A 20,252-nucleotide genomic window follows, 5' to 3' on the forward strand; every position below is an offset into this window, starting at 1 on the left:
GCCGTCATCCTGAACTCGTTTCAGGATCCACGGTCCCGCAAGCTCCGCCGCACCTGAGTACGCCGCACCGTGGATCCCGAAACAAGTTCGGGATGACGCCGGTGGGCGGAAGAGGCGGAGTAAGCGCCTCTAACTGCACCACCGCCGCCCCCGCCGCCCACCTCACCTCTCCCGCGAGGACCCAGCGATGACCGACCTCGACACCTTCCGCAGCGAGACCCGCGCGTGGCTCGCCGCGAACTGCCCGCCCGAGATGCGCGAGCCGGTGCGCGCCGACACCGACATCTGCTGGGGCGGCCGCCGCTACGACCCTGCCGCCAACCCGCCGCAGGCGCGCTGGCTCACTGCGATGACCGAGCGCGGCTGGACCGTGCCCGACTGGCCGACGGAATATGGCGGCGGCGGGCTCTCGCCGGCGGAGACGAAGATCCTGCGCGAGGAGATGGCCGCGATCCGCGCACGCAACCCACTCAACTCGTTCGGCATCTCGATGCTCGGTCCGGCGCTGCTCAAATACGGCACCGAGGCACAGAAGCTGGAGCATCTGCCCCAGATCGCGCGCGGCGAGATCCGCTGGTGCCAAGGCTATTCCGAGCCCAATGCCGGCTCCGACCTGGCCGGGCTCGCCGCCAGCGCCGAGGACGCGGGTGACCATTATATCGTCAACGGCCAGAAGGTGTGGACCAGCTATGCCGACAAGGCCGACTGGATCTTCTGTCTGGTGCGCACCAGCAAGCAGTCGAAACAGGGCGGGATCAGCTTCGTGCTGTTCGACATGGACTCGCCCGGGGTCTCGACCAAGCCGATCCTGCTGATCAGCGGTTACTCACCCTTTTGCGAGACCTTCATGGACAACGTGAAGGTGCCCAAGGCGAACCGGGTCCATGACGAGAACAAGGGCTGGGACGTCGCCAAATACCTGCTCGGACACGAGCGCGAGATGATCAGCGGCATGGGTCTGGCGAGCGGGGGGCGCAACCCCCTGGTGGAGGGCGCGATCGCGACGGTCGGGCTCGATCACGACGGCCGCCTCGCCGACCCGCTGCTGCGCGCGCAGATCGCCTTGTTTGAGGTCCGTGCCAAGGCCTTCGCGGCGATGTCCGAGCGCTTCATCGACGAACTCAAGGCAGGGCGCGCGCATCCCGCGCAGCCGAGCATGATGAAATATGTCGGCACCGAGCTGAACAAGGCGCGGCACGAGCTGATGATGGCCGCGGGCGGCTCGGACGCGCTGGAATGGGAGAGCGAGCGCTCGCGCGGCGGCGCCGGCGCGCGCGCCTGGCTGCGCACCAAGGCCAATTCGATCGAGGGCGGGACGAGCGAGATCCAGCTCAACATCGTCGCCAAGCGTATCCTCGAGCTGCCGGGAGCCTAGATCGAGACCGTGCTCCTGCGAACGCAGGAGTTCAGAATGATGACGCGGTGCGGCCGGGAGCCTGAGTTCCGGCGTCCGCCGCAACATGGGACCAGATGTGATGCCGCTCTACCTCAACGACGAACAGATGATGCTGCGCGACACCGCCAAGGAGTTCGTCGCCGAGCACGCGCCCGTTTCCCACCTCCGCAGCCTACGCGACTCAAACGATCCTCTCGGCTTCTCGCCCGATCTGTGGAAGCAGTTCGCCGAGTTGGGATTCACCGGCATCCTGATCGGCGAGGACCAGGGTGGGCTCGGGCTCGGCCATGTCGAGGCCGGCGTGGTGCTGGAGGAGATCGGGCGCAACCTGTCACCCTCCCCCTTTCTCACCACCGCGGTCGCGGCAGTGGAGGCGCTGCGCGGCAGCGCGCAGGCGGCGCGCTGGTACCCCGGTATCCTGGCGGGCGAGACGGTCGCCGCGCTCGCCATCGACGAGGGCGCGAAGCACCGCGACCGGGTCGCGCTGCGCGCCGAGCGCGCCGGCAACGGCTTCCGACTGTCCGGCGCCAAGCAGTTTGTCACGCACGGCCATGTCGCCGACGTGCTGATCGTCGCCGCGCGCACCGCTGGCGGCGACGACGACGCGGGCGGCATCACCTTATTCGCGGTGCCGCGCGACGCCGCCGGGCTGACCGCCACGCCCGAGCGGCTCGCCGACTCGAGCGTCGCCGCAAGGCTGACGCTAGAGGACGTCACCGTCGACGCCGACGCGGTGCTGGGTGAGGTCGACGCGGGTCGCGCGGTGCTCGACCGTGCGCTGCGCGCCGGGCGTACCGGCGCGGCGGCCGAGCTGGTCGGCGTCGGCGCCGGCGCGATGGACATGACGATCGGCTATCTCAAACAGCGCAAACAGTTCGGCGTGCCGATCGGCAGCTTCCAGGCGCTGCAGCATCGCGCCGCGCATCTCTACAGCGAGATGGAGGTGGCGCGCGCTGCGGTGCTCAAGGCGCAGCAGCTGCTCGACACGGGGAGCGACGCGGCCGACGAGGCGGTCTCGGTCGCCAAGGCGATGACCGGGCTGGCGACGACCCTGTCGGTGCAGGAGAGCGTGCAGATGCATGGCGGCATCGGCATGACCGACGAATATGACGTCGGCTTCTACATGAAGCGCGCGCGCGTGCTCGCCGAGTTGTTCGGCGACACGCACTACCACTCCGACCGGCTTGCACGCGCGGCGGGCTATTGAGGCGCACGATGGCAGAGACGACGCTCGCCGCGCTCGTCGCCGACCTCGTCGACCTGCTCGACGTGGTCGCGGTCGACGTCGACCTGTTCCGCGGGCGCCGCTCCACTGACGGTGTCGGGCGAGTCTTCGGTGGCCAGGTGGTGGCACAGGCGCTCCAGGCGGCGCAGCGCACCGTCGATGGCCGCGCCGCGCACTCGCTCCACGCCTATTTCATGCGGCCGGGGTCGGAGGCCGCGCCGATCGACTATCGCGTCGCGCGCGACTTCGACGGCGCCAGCTTCGCCACCCGGCGGGTGGTGGCGTGGCAGGACGAGCGGCCGATCCTGACGCTCACCGCTTCATTCCAGCGCGACGAGGCCGGCTTCCACCACCAGTCGGCGATGCCCGACGTGCCCGCGCCCGAGACGCTGCGGAGCGAGCGTGAGTGGCGGATCGAGCAGCGCGAGACGATCCCGGAGCGCTGGCGCGAGTCGCTGCTGCGCGAGCGCCCGATCGAGTTCCGCCCGGTCGCGCCGCGGCGCTGGACCGATCCCGCGCCGCGCGAGCCGGTGCAGCACAGCTGGTTCCGCGCCGTGGCGCCGCTCGGCGACGACGCGGCGGTGCACCGCGCGGTCCTCGCCTATGCCAGTGACACCGCGCTGCTCAGCACGGCGATGCTGCCGCACGGCGTGAGCTGGACCACGCCGGGCATGCAGACCGCCAGCCTCGACCATGCGCTGTGGCTGCACGCGCCGGTGCGGGCCGACGAGTGGCTGTTGTACGCGGCGGACAGCCCCTGGTCGGGCGCCGGCCGCGGCTTCAACCGCGGCGCGATCTACGCGCAAGACGGGCGATTGGTCGCGAGCGTGGCGCAGGAGGGGCTGATCCGGCGGCGATAGCGGATCGGGTCGGAGGCGGTCGATGAGAGTTCGATCGACCACGTCCGCAGCCCCAGCGGGCTCCTGCGCAAGCAGGAGCCAAGAGCCACGAACGCCGTTTCCATGGGCCTCGGTGCCGGCTTCGCCGAAGCACGCTTCGACGTCGAGGGATCAGACTTCAGCGACGCCCCGCGCGCTACGCCGCAATCATCTGCCGCGCGCGCAGTGTCGCCGCCTGTGTGTCGCCGGCCAGTTTCTTCACCTCGGCCGCGACCACCGCGAAACCGCGTCCGGCGTCGCCCGCGCGCGCCGCCTCGATCGAGGCGTTGAGCGCGAGCAGGTTGGTCTGCGCCGCGATGCCCGCGATGGCGTCGACCACGCCGGCGAGCTGCTCGACCAACGTCTCCATCTTGCCACGGTCAATTTCGGCCTCGCCGCGATAACGCTGGCTCTCGCGCAGCCGCAGCTCGACCTCGTCGGCGAGATTAACCTCAGCGGTCACGTCGCTGGCGAACTTCACGATCCGCTCGACCACGCCATTCTCGCCCGTGATCGGCGTATAGACCGCGCGCAGCCACACGGCGCTGCCATCGCGCGCGACGCGTTCGAACAATCCGCTCTGGTGCTTGCCCTCGGCCAGTGCACGCCACAGCGCGGCATAATCGGCCGAGGCGGCAAAGGCGGCAGGACATAAGGTGCGGTGGTGCCGCCCCTCCACCTCGCGCGCGGTATAGCCCATCGCCTTGAGGAAGCGCTCGTTCACCCAGGTAATCGTGCCATCGGGCGTGAACTCGATCACCAGCTGCGATCGCTTGATCGCGTCCCACAACGGTCCCTCGCGCACGTGTACTTCCTCAACCACCTGAGGAGATTAACGTTAAGTCTGCAGGGTTAACGAGATGATACCGGCGCGCGCTCACACCGGTTCGTGGATCGGGCAGCCGTTCGCTCGCGCGCGGAAGTCGGCCGAATGCCGATAGGTGTCGCGGCGCGCGCGGTTGATGTTGCCGAGCGGCTGATGCGCGGCCAGCCCGGTCCACACGCTGAAGCGCATCTGCTCGTTGACCTGCTCCACGCGTGCCGGGTCCCAGCTGTCCTGCGCTCGCGTGCGGATCACGCCGACGCGGTGGAACGGCGCCTCCTCCTCGTCCCACTCGACCGTGGGATCCTCGATCGGCTGGTGCGCCTCGTCCCGCGCGAGCTGGACGCGGAACTCCCACTCGCCCTCGGTGTCACGCAGGTCCTCCTGCACGGTGCGGCGGATCGCATCGCGCTCGCCGTCGGTGTCGATGATATCGCCCTTGCGCGCGCGCAGCCCCGGCGCGATCGGCCGCAGGCTGAACTTGGCGACATGGTCACCGTAGCGGAACGGCGTCACGCTGTAATAGGTCTCGCCGACGGGATCCACGTTGGGCGCGCCGCCGAGCGAATTGATCGCCGGGCTCTCGATACCGACGGCGCCAATGGCGCTGCGGACCCCGCGCAGCACCGCGGACAGCGCCTTCTTCCCGCCCTCGATCGCGTCGGTCGTCGGAGCGAGCAGCTTCAGACTACCGAGGAACTTGTCCGCGTCCTTGGCCTGAAAAACCTTGCCGTTGACCATCACGAAGTCCTGCGTGCGCCCCTCCGCGCCGGGCAGCCGCGCGCCGTCCACGTCGAACACCTTGATCGCCAGTCCGCGCGGCAGGGAGATGGCGTCGTCGAGGATATCGCCGGGGTTGGTCGAGAGGCGCATCATCACGCGATGCTCCCCCGGCGTCGCGAACAGCCCCTGCGCCAGCTCGGGCGGCAGGTCGGCGTTGATCGTCAGCGTTCCCTCGAGGACGCCGTGCGCCTTGGCGTGGACGGCGCGAACGGCATGGCCGTAATCCTCGTTGGTCGTCTCCAGGATCCGGTCGAACGTCGCATTGAGCTGCGCGATCGTCTCCGCCTCGTCGGGCTTCACCTGCTCGAGCTCGGGGCGGTAGCGGATCGGGGCAGCGTACATCGTCGGCTCTCCTGGACGGGCACACCTACCAACCCAGGTTAGCCTCGCGCGTTCCCCCGGCGGGCTGCGTCACTGTGCCGTGCGGCCCGTCCAGCGGTTCATCCAGCCGATCACCTCGCGATACCATTGGCGCGAGTCCTTGGGCTTGAGCACCCAGTGGTTCTCGGCCGGGAACACGAGCAGCCGTGACGGGATCTCACGCCGCTGCAGCGCGGTGAACGCCGCCAGCCCCTGCGTATAGGGAATACGGAAGTCCTTCTCGCCGGTGATCACCAGCTGCGGCGTCTTCCAGCGATCGACATAATTCACCGGGTTCCACCTCTCGAACGCCTGCGGGTCCTCGAAATAGGCTTTGCCGCCATGTTCCCACTCGTCGAACCACAGTTCCTCGGTCTCGTACGCCATGGCGCGCGCGTCGAAGACGCCGTCGTGCTGGACGATGCACTTGAAGCGATCGGGCCAGCGCCCCTCGATCCAGTTCATCATATAGCCGCCGTAGCTCGCGCCGAGCGCGCAGGCGTTGCCGCCGTCCATCCAGTCGAATCGCGCGGTCGCGGCGGCGAGCCCCTTCTGCAGGTCCTCGAGCGGCCAGCCGCCCCAATTGTTGCGGATCGCGTCGGTGAAGGCCTGGCCGTAACCGGTCGAGCCGTGGAAATCGACCGCCACCAGCGCGTAACCCGCCCCGGCGAACACCGCCGGGTTCCAACGATACGACCAGCTGTTGTTGCTCGATCCCTGCGGCCCGCCGTGGACCATATAGGCGATCGGCAGCTTGCCGGTGCTGCCCGCCGGCCGCACCGCAAAACCCCAGACGGTGTCGTCGTTGGCGCCCTTGAAGCTGAACCGCTCGACCGCCGGCATGTCGATGCCCGCGAGCTTGGCGGCGTTGACGCTGGTGAGCCGCTGCGGCGCGCGGCCGGACGTGATGCGGTAGAAGTCGTCGGGTGCGGTGAGGCTATCCATCGCCACCACCGTACCGTGGGCGCCGACCGCCACGGCGGCGACGTTGCCTTGCTCGGTCAGCCGCGTGACCTGCCCGCTGCGCGCGTCGACGCGCCATAAAGGGTTCTCCTGCGTGTCCTCGGCAGTGACGTAGAGCGAGCGCGAGTCGGGCGCCCAGCGCAGCGATCCGATCGAGCGGTCCCAGCGCTCGGTCAGCGAGGTCGAGCGGCCGGTGGCGAGATCGCGCAGCGTCAGCACGTAGCGGTCGGCCTCGTAGCCGGGCCGCCGCATCGCGAGATAGGCGAGCGTGCGACCGTCGGGGGAGACGCTCGGCTGCGTGTCGGTGGCGCGATTGGCGGCGGTGAGGTTGGTCGGCGCCGCGCTGGCGTCGGCGGGCACCTGGAAGACGTCGAGATTGGTCGACAGCGGCTCGATCCGCCCCGCCTCACGCAGCGCGAAATAGAGCGTGCGACCGTCCGGGCTCCAGCTCACTTCCTCGCCGCCGCCAAACGGCTTGGACGGCGTGTCGCCGACCAGCCCGCCCATGACCGAGCGCCCGTTGCCCCGCGCGCCCTGCGCGGTGAGCGGCAGCACGAACAGCTGAGAGCGGGTCCCATCAGCCCAGGTGTCCCAGTGGCGCACGAAGAGCCGGTCATAGGTGCGGCCGGCGCCGGCATCGGCGCGCTTCTTCACCATCGGCAGCTCGAGCGTGGCCGCGCCGGGGTTGCGGTCGGCCCAGACCACGAGCTTGTCGCCAGTGGGGGCCACCTTGAAGCCGCCGAAGCCGCCCTTGAAGTCGGTGAGCCGGCGCGGGGTGCCGCCGGCCACGGGCACCGACCAGATCGCGTCGTCGGCGCTGAAATAGACGGTGGTGCCGACGACCTGCGGGTCGTTCTCGTCTAGCTTGGGGTCGGCAGCGAGCTTCTCGGGGGCGGCGCCGGCGCGGGTCAGATCGAGCCGCCACAGGTCATAGCGGCCGCGGTCGGCGTCGAGGTCGGTCTCACGCTGCGCCCAAACCAGCCAGTGGCCGTCGTCGGACATGGCGGGCGCGCCGACGCGGCTGAGCATCGTGACGTCGTCAATGGTGAGCTGGCGCGCGGCGGCGGGAGTGGCGAGCGCGGCGGCGGAGAGCGCGAGCAGACTCGCGACGGAGGTGCGGTTCATCGCGCCACGATACAGCAGAAGGTGACGGCTGAGACAATCGGGGCGGTGACGAGCGGTGGAGTGGGACACCTTCGACGCTTCGCCACTTGAACCCCGCGAACGTCGAGGTGGGTGACGTCGCGCGCAGCCAGTTCGTCCATCGCAACTGGATCCCGCCTTACGCCGGGGCGGCAGCTCAGGTGGGGAGCGGCTCATCCCCGACCAGAGCGCCGTGCTCCTGCGCACGCAGGAGCCCAAATGAGTAGGGAGGCGCCCGGGGCTCCGGATTCTTCACGACCGCCGCTATGCCTCCGCCGTTGCCCCTTCGAGCGCCGCGCGGATCGCCGCGAGCGCCTCGGTCGCCTGCGAGCCATCCGGTCCGCCGCCCTGCGCCATGTCGGGCCGACCGCCGCCGCCCTGCCCACCCAGCGCCGCGACCGCGCGGCGCAGCAGCTCGACCGCGTTGAAGCGTCCCACCAGATCCTCGGTCACCCCGACCGCGATCGAGGCACGCCCGTCGTTAACCGCGATCACCGCCGCCACGCCCGAGCCGACGCGCTGCTTCGCCTCATCGACCGCGCCCCGCAGCCCCTTGGCGTCGAAGCCGTCGAGCACCTGGCCGACGAAGGCGATGTCGCCGATCTGCTCCGGCCCCGCCGGCGCGCCGCCGGCACCGCCGCCGAGCGCGAGCGCCTTCTTCACCTCGGCCAGTTCGCGCTCGAGCCGCCGCCGCTCGTCGAGCAGCGCCGTGACTCGCGCGGGCACCTCGTCGGGCGTGGTGCGCAGCGACGCCGCCACCGCGCGCAGCGTCTCGTCGCGCGCGCTCAGGTACGCGCGTGCCGCTTCACCGGTCAGCGCCTCGACGCGGCGCACGCCGCTCGACACCGCGCTCTCGCCCACGATCTTGAACAGGCCGATGTCCCCGAGCGCGCCGACGTGCGTGCCGCCGCACAGTTCGATCGAGTAGGTCGCGCCGTCGGCCTCGCGGCCCATCGACACGACGCGGACCTCGTCGCCGTATTTCTCGCCGAACAGCGCCATCGCGCCCATCGCGATCGCGTCGTCCGGGGTCATCAGCCGCGTCTCGACCGCGCCGTTGCCGCGGATCTGCGCGTTGACCGCAGCCTCCGCCTCGGCGAGCTCGGCGGGCGACATCGCGCTGGGGTGCGAGACGTCGAAGCGCAGCCGCTCGGGCGCGACCAGCGAGCCCTTCTGCGCCACGTGGCCGCCGAGCCGCTGGCGCAGCGCCTCGTGCAGCAGATGCGTGGCGGAGTGATTGGCGCGGATCGCCCCGCGCCGCGCGTGGTCGACCGTCAGCCGCACCGTGTCGCCGACCGCGAGTTCGCCCGTGTCAAGCGTGGCGTGATGGACCCAGAGCTTGCCAAGCTGCTTCGACGTGTCGGTGACTCGCGCGGCGGCTCCCGCGTCGGTGGCGAGCGTGCCCGCGTCGCCGACCTGTCCGCCGCTCTCGCCGTAGAAGGGCGTCTGGTTGACGATCACGTCGACCAGGTCGCCCGCGGCGGCGCGCTCGACCCGCACGCCGTCCTTGACCAGCGCGAGCACCACGCCCTCGCCGCTCTCGCTGGCGTAGCCGGTGAACTCGGTCGCGCCGAACTGGTCGGCGAGGTCGAACCACAGTTCGTCCGAGGCCTTGGCGCCGGACCCCTTCCACGCCGCGCGCGCGGCGCGCTTCTGCTCGGCCATCGCCGCGTCGAAGCCGGCGCGGTCGACGCGAAACCCCTGCGCGCGCAGCGCGTCCTCGGTGAGGTCGTAGGGAAAGCCGAACGTGTCGTAGAGCTTGAACGCGGTCTCGCCCGCCAGCGTATCGCCCGGCCGCATCCCGCCGGTGGCGTCGTCGAGCAGGCGAAGGCCCTTCTCCAGCGTCTGGCGGAAGCGAGTCTCCTCCTGCTGCAGCGTCGCCTCGATCAGCGGCTGGGCGCGCACCAGCTCCGGGTAAGCCGCCCCCATCTCGGCGACGAGCGCGGGCACCAGCCGGTGCATCAGCGGCTCCTTGGCGCCGAGCAGGTGGGCGTGGCGCATCGCGCGGCGCATGATCCGGCGGAGCACATAGCCGCGGCCCTCGTTGGCGGGCAGCACGCCGTCGGCGACGAGGAAGCCCGAACAGCGCAGGTGATCGGCGATGACGCGGTGGCTCGCCTGATTGTCGCCGGTGGTGGCGGTGTGGGTCAGCGCGCCCGAGGCGGCGATCAGCGCCTTGAACGTGTCGGTGTCGTAATTGTCATGGACGCCCTGCATCACCGCGGCGACGCGCTCCAGCCCCATGCCGGTGTCGATCGACGGGCGCGGCAGGTCGCCGACGATCGCGTCGGCCTCCTGCACGAACTGCATGAAAACGAGATTCCAGATCTCGACGAAGCGGTCACCGTCCTCGTCGGGCGATCCCGGCGGGCCGCCGGGGATATGATCGCCATGGTCGTAGAAGATCTCGGAGCACGGCCCGCACGGCCCGTCCGATCCCATCGCCCAGAAATTGTCCTTGGTGGGGATGCGGATGATGCGGTGATCGGGCAGGCCGGCGATCTTCTTCCACAGGTCGAACGCCTGATCGTCGGTATGGAAGACGGTGGCGGTCAGTTTGTCGGCCGGCAGCCCCCATTCCTTGGTCAGCAGCGTCCACGCATGCGTGATCGCCTGCTCCTTGAAATAGTCGCCGAAGGAGAAATTGCCGAGCATCTCGAAGAAGGTGTGATGCCGCGCGGTATAGCCGACATTGTCGAGATCATTGTGCTTGCCGCCGGCGCGGACGCATTTCTGCGCGCTGGTGGCGGTGGTGTACGGCCGCGTCTCCAGCCCGGTGAAGACGTTCTTGAACGGCACCATGCCCGCGTTGACGAACATCAGCGTCGGGTCGTTCTGCGGCACCAGCGGCGCCGAAGGGACGATGCGATGCCCGCTGCCGCCGAAATAGTCGAGGAACGAGCGACGGAGGTCGTTGGTCGAGGTGGTGCTGGTCGAGCTCATGGCGGGGTGACTTAATCGCCCCGAGCGGCGCTGCCTAGCCTCGGGCGTTGCAAAGCGGCAACGGTGCCGACCGATCCCGCCCTGGGACAGATCGAGCCTCTTTGTGCATGTAAGGTTAATGAGTAGAGCCGCTGGACAGGAGCAGGGGGATATCACGACATGAACGTACGGAAGTGGCTTCTCGCCGCCGCGGGCGGTGCTGCGCTCGCACCGCTGAGTGCGACGGCGGCGACGATCGTCCAATATGACACCGAGTCGATCATGCTCGGCATCCCGGGCTTCGACTCCGCTCTGGGCACCCTGAACAAGGTGACGCTCGACGTCAGCGTCCTCAAATATCGTGTCTGGATCCTCACCGCCCCGTCCGGTTCACTCACCGGCAGCACCGCGGCGGTCGACTGGACCGTCAACAGCAGCTGGGGTCTCGGCAGCAGCAACTTCGGCACGCCCGGCCTCAGCGTCGCGATCACCGGTGCGGGTAGCAGCGACGTGACCTTCCGCTCAGGGCCCTCCTCGGACTTCGGCTTTTTCCAGGTCAGTGCCAGCGGCGCGGGCTCCACCACCTTCGATCCGGCATCGTTCGTGAACGACCGCCGCGTCTATTTTAACGGCTTCGACAACGGCTTCTACGGCGATCCGGCGGGTACGGCCTTCACCAACCTCCCCGTCAACGTTCGGCCGATCCCCGCCTCCGGCGCCTGCCGGCTCGGGAGTGACGGGCCGCTGCCGCCGTTCAACGACGACGATATGTGCGGCACGGTGCGCTACACGCTCACCTACGACTACACGCCCGTCGGCGCCGCAGTGCCCGAGCCGGCGACCTGGGCGATGATGGTGCTCGGCTTCGGCCTCGCCGGCGCCGCGATCCGGCGCCGCCGCGCGACCGGCGTGCCCGCCACTGCCTGACGCTTCAGACGGGCCGCTCGATCGACTCGGGCGGCTCGCTGAACCAGCGCGGGCCGTCCGCGGTGACGTGGAAGCAATCCTCCAGCCGCACGCCGAACTTGCCGGGCAGGTACAGGCCGGGTTCGTCCGAGAAGCACATGCCCGGCGCGAGCCGGGTCATCTCGCCGTGGACGAGGTTGACCGGCTCGTGCCCGTCCATGCCGATGCCGTGTCCGGTGCGATGCGAGAGGCCCGGCAGGCGGTAGCCCGGGCCGTAGCCGAGCGGCTCGTAATAGCCGCGCACCGCATCGTCGACCGCACCCGCCGCGCTCCCCACCCGTGCGGTGCGAAACGCGAGCGCCTGCGCCGCCTTCACCTCCTCCCACACCCGCCGCTGCTCGGACGAGGCGCTGCCGTGGACCCAGGTGCGCGACACGTCGGACTGATAACCCTGGACGGTGCAGCCGCAGTCCATCAGCACCACCTGCCCATCGGCCACCCGGATCACCTCGCGGCTGCCGTGCGGCAACGCCGCGGCGGGGCCGATCAGTGCCAGAGCGAACTCTGGTTCGCCGCCGAGCTTCTCGGTCGCGGCGGTCATCAGCGCGCCGATCTGCTGACCGGTCATGCCCTTCTCGACCCGCGGATAGGTCCAGCGATAGGCCGCGAGCGTCACCTCGGTAGCGCGCTGCATCAGCGCGATCTCGGCGGCGGTCTTGATCATGCGGCAGCCGCGCACGACCGGGTTGGCGCTGACCAGCCGCGCCCCCGGCAGCGCGCGCGCCAGGCCGGCGTAGACGAAATAGCGCACGCTCTCCTCGACGCCGACCGGGCGCGCCGCCAGCCCGCGGTCGCGCAGGAAGCCCGCGACCGTCGTGAGCGGGTCCTGGTCTTCCTGCCACACGCGCACCTCGGCCGGCACCGCCAGTGTCTGGCGGACCGACGGTTCCTCGAAGAAGGGCGTGACGATGCACGGCTCGCCCTCGACCGGCAGGATCGCGGCGGTGAGCCGCTCGCTGCGCCCCCACCGCACGCCGGTAAAATAGATCAGGCTCGATCCCGGCTCGATCAGCACCGCACCGATCCCGTGCGCGCGCATCAGCGCCTGCGCTCGTTCCAGCCGCGACGCGCGCTCGGCGGCATCGATCGGGCGCGCGTCGGTGGTGAGGTCACCCAGCGCGGCGAGATCGGGCGCGGCGGCACGCACCACCGCGGCCGCAGCGTCGGTCGGCACGGCCCCGGTACCGGCGAGCAGCGCGGCACCGCCCGTCAGCACGTCACGGCGGGCGGGGCGATAAGGGCTTCGCGTCGTCATGTGCCGGCACTAGGGCGCTTGACCGAGTGCTCGCAATCCCCTTCCCTCGCGCGCGCATCAACCGGAGCGACGAATGGCCAGACGGCTGACCCTCTACATCCTCGTCGGGCTCGCGCTCGGCCTCGTGCTGGGCCTCGTGCTCAACGTGTGGCTCGACGACGGCACGCCCGCGGGAGCGACACGGGCCACCGAGGTCGCCGGTTATTTCTCGATCGTCACCACGCTCTTCCTGCGGCTGATCAAGATGATCATCGCGCCTTTGGTGTTCGCCACGCTGGTGTCGGGCATCGCGCAGATGGGCGACACGCGCGCGCTCGGCCGGATCGGCGCGCGCAGCCTCGCCTGGTTCCTCTCGGCCAGCCTGCTTTCGCTGACGCTCGGGCTGATCATGGTCAACCTGCTCCGGCCCGGCGTCGGCGTCGGGCTCGCGCTGCCGGCCGCGGGCGGCACCAGCGGGCTTGAGACCGCGGCGTTCAACCTCAAGGACTTCTTCACCCATATCGTGCCGTCCTCGATGGTCGACGCGATGGCGAAGAACGAGATCCTCCAGATCGTCGTGATGTCGGTCTTCGTCGGCGTCGCGATCACCGCGGTGGGCGAGAAGGCGGCGCCCTTGGTGCGCGCGATCGACGCGCTGGTCCATGTCATGCTGCAGGTGACCGACTATGTCATGCGCGTCGCGCCGCTGGCGGTGTTCGCCGCGGTCGCCGGCACGCTGACCGAGCGCGGGCCCGACGTGATCGGCCAGCTCGCCTACTTCATGGGCAGCTTCTATCTTACCCTGCTGGTGCTGTGGGCGGCGCTGCTGGGTCTCGGTTTCCTGTTCCTGGGCTCGCGCATCGGGGCGCTGATCCGCCACGTGCGAGAGCCGCTGCTGGTGGCTTTCTCCACCGCCTCGTCGGAGGCGGCCTATCCGCGCATGCTCGAGGCACTCGACCGCTTCGGTGTGCCGCCGCGGATCGCCAGCTTCGTGCTGCCGCTGGGCTATTCGTTCAACCTCGACGGGTCGATGATCTACATGACCTTCGCGTCGCTGTTCATCGCCCAGGCCTATGGCATCGACATGTCGCTGGGGCAGATGGTGACGATGCTGCTGGTGCTGATGGTGACCAGCAAGGGCATCGCGGGAGTGCCGCGTGCGAGCCTGGTGGTGATAGCGGCGACGCTGCCGATGTTCCACCTGCCCGAGGCGGGGCTGCTGCTGATCCTCGCGATCGATCACTTCCTCGACATGGGTCGCACCGCCACCAACGTGATCGGCAATGCGGTGGCGAGCGCGGTGATCGCCAAGTGGGAGGGCGGCTTCGACCCACCCGAGCCGGTCGCGGTCGAGCCGGCGCGCGCGCCCGCGGGCGACGGCCCGGCGCGCCCGGTCGAGCGCTTCGGCGACGTGTGAGGGGCGTCAGTAGCTCGGCCGCGGCGGCCCCGACGGGTCTGGCATATCGTCCGGTCCCATCACAAAGCGCACGCGATCGACGCAGCCGCTGCGGCCGTGGTCGGAGGGAGGCAGCGTGGCGGATCGCATCACGATAATGGCCTGACTGCCGAAGTCGGCGGTCGGCTCGGACGCGACCACGCTGAGATGTCCGATCTCGCCCCATGGTGCGACATCGAAGCGGATCACCGCCCAGCCCTCGATCATACGGCGACGGTAGGGCTCGGGAAAGGTGAGCCGCGGCGGCGTCAGGAATGCCGGCCGGTGGGGACAATCAGGGCCATCCTTCGCGGCGCGCGCCGCCTCGGAAAGCTCGGGTGCGACGAGCTTGGCGGGGCGGAGCCAGTACGGATATTGGCAGCCGGTGCGCGCACCCCCGGTGAAGCGGCTGGCGCGAGTCGCGCTCATCGCGGCGGCGTCGAGGGCGGGGTTGCCGGTGCCGTGGATCACGTGCGTGCCACGCGGCCGCCCACGCGCGTCGGTGTCGTACCGGACCATCGTCCAGTCGCGCGCACCCGGAGTGGCGCTGATGTTACGGAAGTCTGGCAGCGCGCGGAGAAGCGCCTCGGGTCGCGGCAGATCGAGACACGTGCCCGCTAGTCGCACGCGATCCCACCCTTCCTGCGGCATCGTGCCATTGTCGGGCGCGAGCGTGTAGGCGATGAGGTCGGCGATCGCCGCCTCGGCGAGCGGAGCGATCCTCGGCGTGTAGGTGATCGCGCAGTTCGTCCGCGATGCGCCCGCGGCGAAGCGGGAGGCGGCCAGCGCGGGTGCGAGGTCCGCGCTCGGCGCAACCTCCTTCGCTTCGGGTCGGATCGAGGTCGGGCGGCCGGTCGGGTCGAGTGCGAACACCAGCGTCGCAGAGGCGCGGGTCTGCCCCGCGCCCCACAACAGCTCGACGGAAGGTTGGCGCAAACCGGTGACCGTGACCGGGAGACCGTCGCAGCGGACCTCGCCGGCGCTCCAGCTCAGCAGCTGCCGTGGCATCTCGTGATGTGGGTAATAAGGCGGAGGTGGAACCTGCGTGTAAGCGGCGAGCAGCGCGACGAGCATCATTCCAGGTGAGCTCCCAGCATCGTAGCGCGGGACCTTCCTCTGCCGTCGCACGACTGGCAACGTGAATTTGCTCCCATGCGGTTATCCCACTGCAGCCCGCCGCCGATAGCTCAGCGCCTCGGCGACATGCGCCCGGCGGACCGGCTCGGAGCCGGCCAGATCGGCGATCGTGCGGCTCGTCCGCAGCACGCGGGTGTAGCCGCGTGCCGACAGCCGCAGCGTCGTCGCGGCCTCGACCAGCAGCGCCCGTCCAGCGTCGTCGGGTGTGGCGAAGCGATCGAGCAGGTCGCCGTCGAGCTCGGCGTTGGTGCGCAGCCCGGTGCCCGCGAGCCGCGCGCGCTGCACCTCGCGCGCGGCGGCGACCCGCGGGCCGACCTCGGCCGAGCCCTCCTCCGCGGGCGGCAGCGCCAGCTCCAGCGCGGTCAGCGCGGCGACTTCGACGTGCAGGTCGATCCGGTCGAGCAGCGGCCCGGAGACCCGCGCCTGATAGTCGACGGCGCAGCGCGGCGCGCGCCCGCACGACAGCGCGGGATCGCCGAGATGGCCGCAGCGGCACGGGTTCATCGCCGCCACCAGCTGCACCCGCGCGGGATAGGTCACGTGCGCGTTGGCGCGAGCGATGCTGACGGTGCCGCTCTCGAGCGGCTGGCGCAGCGAGTCGAGCACTGCGCGCTGGAACTCGGGCAGCTCGTCGAGGAACAGCACGCCGTTGTGCGCGAGGCTCACCTCGCCCGGTCGAACACGCAGGCCACCGCCGGTCAGCGCCGCGATGCTCGCCGAATGATGCGGGGCGCGGAATGGACGCACGCGAGTCAGCGCGCCGCCCGCGAGCGTGCCCGCGACCGACTGGACCATCGACACTTCCAGCGCCTCGACCGAGTCGAGCGGCGGCAGGATGCCGGGCAGGCAGGCCGCCATCAGCGACTTGCCTGCTCCCGGTGGGCCGACGAACAGCAGGTTGTGTGCGCCCGCCGCGGCGACCTCGAGCGCGCGCTTGGCGCTCTCCTGCCCGCGCACCTGGCGCAGGTCGGGGCCGTCGCGCCGCTCGATCACGTCGCCGGGGCGCGGCGCCGCGAGCAGTTGGCGGCCCTTGAGATGGTTGAGCAGTGCGATGAGGTCGGGCGCGGCGATCACCTCGAGCTGGCCCGCCCAGGCGGCCTCGCTGCCCTGGGCCGCGGGGCAGATCAGGCCCTTGCCCGCGGCGCCGGCGTGCAGCGCGGCGAGCAGCACGCCCGGCGAAGGGGCCAGCCGCCCGTCGAGCCCGAGCTCGCCCACCACGACGTAGCGTTCCAGCGCCGCGGCATCGACCAGCCCCATCGCGGCGAGCAGCGCCAGCGCGACCGGCAGGTCGAAGTGCGAGCCCTCCTTGGGCAGGTCGGCCGGCGAGAGATTGACCGCAATGCGCTTGGGCGGGAGCGACAGGCCCATCGCGGCGATCGCGCCGCGCACGCGCTCGCGGCTCTCGCCCACCGCTTTGTCGGCGAGACCGACGAGGTTGAAGGCGGGGAGCCCTGGGATGAGCTGCACCTGCACCTCGACGGCGCGCGCCTCGAGCCCCAGATACGCCAGCGTGGAGACGATCGCGACCATGAAGCCGACGCAGACCGCGCCCGGCTCCGGCTTGTCAACGTGACGCACCCTCACCTGCTGACCCGGCGTGGCCGATCGCGCGCCCTACCCCGCGCGCGTTGACTTTCGCGCGCCGTTCGCTTAGCGGCCCGGATCGTTCGGGCCGTCCGCGTGGCGGCCCTTTGCCATTCGAATTCGGGAAATGACTCATGAAGCGGACCTTTCAGCCGAGCAATCTGGTGCGCGCCCGCCGTCACGGCTTCCGCGCGCGGATGGCCACGGTCGGCGGCCGGTCGGTGATCCGGGCGCGCCGCGCGCGCGGCCGCAAGAAGCTGTCGGCGTAATCGAGCGCTCGGCCGGCCCGGAGCCAACAATGGCTGTGGGCCGGATGACGAAGCGGTCGGATTATCTGGCCGCCAATGCCGGGCGTCGCGCACCGATGCCCGGCTTCGTGTTGCTGGTGAAGGCGCGCGACGACGGCGACTCCAGCATGCGGCTCGGCATTACCGTCACCAAGAAGGTGGGCAATGCCGTGGTGCGCAACCGCATCAAGCGGCGCTTTCGCGCGCTGGCGCGTGAGGTCCTGCCGAGCCACGGGACGGCGGGCGCCGACCACGTGCTGATCGGCCGGCTGGCCGCGAAGGACCGCGACTGGGCGCAGCTCGGCGCCGACCTCACCCGCGCGCTGGCGAAGACACGCAAGTGATCGCGCGCGCGCTTATCCTGGTGGCGCGCGCCTGGCAGCTGGGGCCGTCGCTGGTGCTGCCGCCCTCGTGCCGGTTCCAACCATCATGTTCCGCCTATGCAATCGAGGCGCTTGGCCGCTATGGCGCGGTCAAGGGCGGGTGGCTGGCGGTGCGGCGGATCGCGCGCTGTCACCCCTGGGGCGGGCACGGCCATGATCCGGTGCCATAAGGAAAGCTTGGGACGCCTGTGAAGGACGAGAGCAAGAACTTCGTGCTGTTCGCGGTCATCGCCGCGCTCATCCTGTTCGGATGGCCGCTGGTGCAGAGCCGCTTCTTCCCGACCGCGAACCCGCCCGCCACAAAGGTCGAGCAGGGCAAGTCGCGCGTGCTGCCGCAGCCGAACGCCGACCCGACGGCCGACTCGCCCGCCGCACTACGCGATCGCCAGCAGGTGCTCGCGGAGAGCCCGCGCGTCCGCATCGAGACGCCCGCGCTCAAGGGCTCGATCAACCTCAAGGGCGCGCGGATCGATGATCTCGTGCTGACCCGCTACAACGAGACGGTCGCCAAGGACTCGCCACCCATCCGCCTGTTCTCGCCGGCGGGGACGCAGGACGCCTATTTCGCCGCCTTCGGCTGGCGCGACGAGGGGCTGCGCCCCCCCGCCGCCGATGCGGTGTGGACCGCGTCCGCGCCGCTGCTCACCCCGGGCGAGCCGGTGACGCTCACCGCCAGCAACGCGCAGGGCCAGCGCTTCGCGATCGAGCTGGCGGTCGACAACGACTATCTCTTCACGGTCAAGCAGACCGTCGCCAACGCAGGCCGCGGCGCGGTGCCGGTCGCGGCCTACGGCCTCGTCAACCGCATCGGCGTGTCGAAGGACCCGGACAGCTGGACGATCCACACCGGGCCGATGTCGGTCAACAACGGCGCCGCACACTATAACCCCAATTTCAAGGACCTCGCCTCGGGTCCGGCGCGCTTCACCAGCAGCGGCGGCTGGCTCGGCTTTACCGACAAATATTGGCTTGCCGCGATGGTGCCCGACCAGGGTCGCGCGTTCGACGGCCAGTTCCGCGCCGGGCCGAACCAGAGCTACCAGGCCGATTTCACCACCGCGCCGCAGCTCCTGCCGCCGGGCCGCCAGCTGAGCCAGACCGCCAAGCTGTTCGCCGGCGCGAAGGAGGTGAAGCTGCTCGACCGCTACACCGACACCGGCGCGGTGACGAAGCTCGACTATGCGATCGACTGGGGCTGGTTCCGCCTCGTCGAAAAGCCGATCTTTTATTACCTCGATCTGCTGTTCCGGCTGATCGGCAACTTCGGCGTGGCGATCATCATCCTGACGCTGACGATCCGGCTGCTCGTCTTCCCGATCGCGCAGCGCCAGTTCGCCAGCATGGCGGCGATGCGCGCGCTTCAGCCCAAGATGAAGGCGATCCAGGAGCGCTACAAGGACGACAAGCAGCGCCAGCAGCAGGAGATCATGGCGCTATACAAGGCGGAGAAGGTCAACCCGCTGGCGGGCTGCCTGCCGACGTTCATCCAGATCCCGATCTTCTACGCGCTGTACAAGGCGCTGCTGCTGACGATCGAGATGCGCCACCAGCCGTTTGCGCTGTGGATCAAGGACCTGTCCGCGCCCGACCCGGCGACGATCCTCAACCTGTTCGGCTATATCCCGATCACGCTGCCGCACTTCCTCGCCATCGGCGTGGTGCCGGTGCTGCTGGGCATCTCGATGTTCTTCCAGTTCCGGCTCAACCCGGCGCCGATGGACGATGCACAGAAGCAGGTGTTCGCGATCCTGCCCTGGGTGCTGATGTTCGTGATGGCGCCGTTCGCGGTCGGGCTGCAGATCTATTGGATCACCACCAACTGTATTTCGATCGCGCAGCAGAAGTGGCTCTACAGCCGCCATCCACAGCTCAAGCAGGCGCCGGCCAAGTGAGCGAGGACGGCGCCACCTTCGACGAGGAGCTGATCGAGGCGGCGCGCAAGCGCTTCGCCGGCCCGGTGGAATTTCTGAAGTCGGCGCCCGCGCTCGAGCACCTCCCGCCGGCGGAGATGCCCGAGGTAGCGTTCGCCGGGCGATCGAACGTCGGCAAATCGTCGCTGCTCAATGCTTTGGTCGGTCGCAAGGCGCTGGCCCGCACTTCGGTGACGCCGGGTCGGACGCAGGAGCTGAACTTCTTCGACGTCGGCGAGCCGGCGGTGTTCCGGCTGGTCGACATGCCCGGCTATGGCTTCGCCAAGGCGCCCAAGGACGTCGTCAAGAAGTGGCGCTTCCTGGTGAACGACTATCTGCGCGGGCGGCAGGCGCTCAAGCGCGCGCTGGTGCTGATCGACAGCCGGCACGGCATCAAGGAGGTCGACCGCGAAGTACTCGCGATGCTCGACAAGGCCGCGGTGAGCTACCGCCTGGTGCTGACCAAGGCGGACAAGGTGAAGGCCACCGACCTCGCCGAGGTGCTGGCGCGCACCGAGGAGGAAGCGCGCAAACGCCCGGCGGCGCACCCGCAGATCCTGCAGACGTCGAGCGAGACCGGTATGGGGATCGCCGAGCTGCGCGCGGCGGTGATCGAGTCGATCGGCTAGGCTGGGGCAGAGTTGAGGCGCGCGGGCATAGTCTACGCGATCGCCCATCCTCCTCTCGTCATTCCTGCGAAGGCAGGAACCCAGACACGCTGACGATCGCGATGGAGCTGGGACGTCCGCGCGTCTGGATCCCCGCCTCCGCGGGGATGACGGAAGGGAAGCGGGACGGCCGGCGCTCGCCCGCACTCGGACGT

The 20,252-nt window shown here is 70.0% G+C and carries 17 protein-coding genes; 10 read left to right on the forward strand and 7 right to left on the reverse strand.

The features are described 5' to 3' along the window. The first annotated feature begins 187 nt into the window (after nt 1-187). The 3 genes from FHY02_RS05760 to FHY02_RS05770 all read left to right on the forward strand — a co-directional run bounded on the left by FHY02_RS05760 (nt 188) and on the right by FHY02_RS05770 (nt 3,481). Nucleotides 188-1,375, forward strand: coding sequence for an acyl-CoA dehydrogenase family protein (locus tag FHY02_RS05760; protein ID WP_183920878.1), 1,188 nt, complete (start codon nt 188-190; stop codon nt 1,373-1,375). Between the two features lie 100 nt (nt 1,376-1,475). Beyond that, nucleotides 1,476-2,603 (forward strand): acyl-CoA dehydrogenase family protein, encoded by a 1,128-nt coding sequence (locus FHY02_RS05765; RefSeq protein WP_183920879.1) that lies wholly within the window; start codon nt 1,476-1,478, stop codon nt 2,601-2,603. An 8-nt stretch (nt 2,604-2,611) separates the two neighbouring features. Continuing rightward, entirely contained in the window at nt 2,612-3,481 is an 870-nt protein-coding gene (locus tag FHY02_RS05770) for an acyl-CoA thioesterase II (RefSeq protein ID WP_183920880.1), read from the forward strand. Between the two features lie 175 nt (nt 3,482-3,656). Here the strand turns inward: FHY02_RS05770 and FHY02_RS23265 are convergent, their stop codons facing one another. The 4 genes from FHY02_RS23265 to alaS form a co-directional block, all read right to left on the reverse strand. Next, nucleotides 3,657-4,304, reverse strand: a complete 648-nt coding sequence (locus FHY02_RS23265) for a methyl-accepting chemotaxis protein (RefSeq protein ID WP_221190038.1) — start codon at nt 4,302-4,304, stop codon at nt 3,657-3,659. 72 nt (nt 4,305-4,376) lie between these two features. After that, entirely contained in the window at nt 4,377-5,447 is a 1,071-nt protein-coding gene (locus tag FHY02_RS05780; RefSeq protein WP_183920881.1) for a catalase family protein, read from the reverse strand. A 69-nt stretch (nt 5,448-5,516) separates the two neighbouring features. Next, complete coding sequence (locus FHY02_RS05785) at nt 5,517-7,553, reverse strand: S9 family peptidase (RefSeq protein ID WP_183920882.1); 2,037 nt, start codon at nt 7,551-7,553, stop codon at nt 5,517-5,519. Nucleotides 7,554-7,835: 282 nt separating this feature from the next. Then, nucleotides 7,836-10,514, reverse strand: coding sequence for an alanine--tRNA ligase (alaS, locus tag FHY02_RS05790; protein ID WP_183920883.1), 2,679 nt, complete (start codon nt 10,512-10,514; stop codon nt 7,836-7,838). Nucleotides 10,515-10,673: 159 nt separating this feature from the next. Between alaS and FHY02_RS05795 the strand changes: the two genes are divergently transcribed. Continuing rightward, complete coding sequence (locus FHY02_RS05795; protein ID WP_183920884.1) at nt 10,674-11,420, forward strand: PEPxxWA-CTERM sorting domain-containing protein; 747 nt, start codon at nt 10,674-10,676, stop codon at nt 11,418-11,420. 4 nt (nt 11,421-11,424) lie between these two features. Here FHY02_RS05795 and FHY02_RS05800 read toward each other — a convergent pair whose 3' ends face one another. After that, nucleotides 11,425-12,714: a Xaa-Pro peptidase family protein gene (locus FHY02_RS05800; protein ID WP_183920885.1), complete on the reverse strand. Its 1,290-nt coding sequence runs from the start codon at nt 12,712-12,714 to the stop codon at nt 11,425-11,427. A gap of 73 nt (nt 12,715-12,787) precedes the next feature. On the opposite strand from FHY02_RS05800, the gene FHY02_RS05805 reads away from it, so the two are divergent. Further along, nucleotides 12,788-14,110: a dicarboxylate/amino acid:cation symporter gene (locus FHY02_RS05805; RefSeq protein WP_183920886.1), complete on the forward strand. Its 1,323-nt coding sequence runs from the start codon at nt 12,788-12,790 to the stop codon at nt 14,108-14,110. Nucleotides 14,111-14,116: 6 nt separating this feature from the next. Here FHY02_RS05805 and FHY02_RS05810 read toward each other — a convergent pair whose 3' ends face one another. After that, the gene (locus tag FHY02_RS05810; RefSeq protein WP_260172643.1) at nt 14,117-15,205 is read right to left on the reverse strand and encodes an energy transducer TonB; all 1,089 of its coding nucleotides are present in this window, start codon (nt 15,203-15,205) and stop codon (nt 14,117-14,119) included. Nucleotides 15,206-15,286: 81 nt separating this feature from the next. Beyond that, a complete protein-coding gene (locus FHY02_RS05815) occupies nt 15,287-16,795 on the reverse strand; it encodes a YifB family Mg chelatase-like AAA ATPase (protein ID WP_183921463.1) in 1,509 nt (502 codons plus the stop codon). Nucleotides 16,796-16,983: 188 nt separating this feature from the next. Here FHY02_RS05815 and rpmH point away from each other — a divergent pair, with 188 nt between their 5' ends. From rpmH to yihA, 5 genes are read left to right on the forward strand one after another with little or no spacing between them, the layout of a single operon-like run. Further along, on the forward strand, nt 16,984-17,118 hold the full coding sequence (rpmH, locus tag FHY02_RS05820) for a 50S ribosomal protein L34 (protein WP_076743215.1): 135 nt from the start codon (nt 16,984-16,986) through the stop codon (nt 17,116-17,118). Nucleotides 17,119-17,162: 44 nt separating this feature from the next. Further along, complete coding sequence (gene rnpA / locus FHY02_RS05825) at nt 17,163-17,480, forward strand: ribonuclease P protein component (RefSeq protein WP_183920887.1); 318 nt, start codon at nt 17,163-17,165, stop codon at nt 17,478-17,480. Next, on the forward strand, nt 17,477-17,689 hold the full coding sequence (gene yidD, locus FHY02_RS05830) for a membrane protein insertion efficiency factor YidD (protein WP_183920888.1): 213 nt from the start codon (nt 17,477-17,479) through the stop codon (nt 17,687-17,689). Before rnpA ends, yidD begins: the two co-directional genes overlap by 4 nt. A gap of 18 nt (nt 17,690-17,707) precedes the next feature. Then, nucleotides 17,708-19,411: a membrane protein insertase YidC gene (gene yidC, locus FHY02_RS05835; RefSeq protein ID WP_183920889.1), complete on the forward strand. Its 1,704-nt coding sequence runs from the start codon at nt 17,708-17,710 to the stop codon at nt 19,409-19,411. Next, complete coding sequence (gene yihA, locus FHY02_RS05840; RefSeq protein ID WP_183920890.1) at nt 19,408-20,058, forward strand: ribosome biogenesis GTP-binding protein YihA/YsxC; 651 nt, start codon at nt 19,408-19,410, stop codon at nt 20,056-20,058. The genes yidC and yihA overlap by 4 nt, the downstream gene beginning before the upstream one ends. Nucleotides 20,059-20,252: the final 194 nt, after the last annotated feature.

The organism is Sphingomonas sp. BK069, from assembly GCF_014193405.1.
In the GTDB taxonomy this organism is placed as follows: domain Bacteria; phylum Pseudomonadota; class Alphaproteobacteria; order Sphingomonadales; family Sphingomonadaceae; genus Sphingomonas.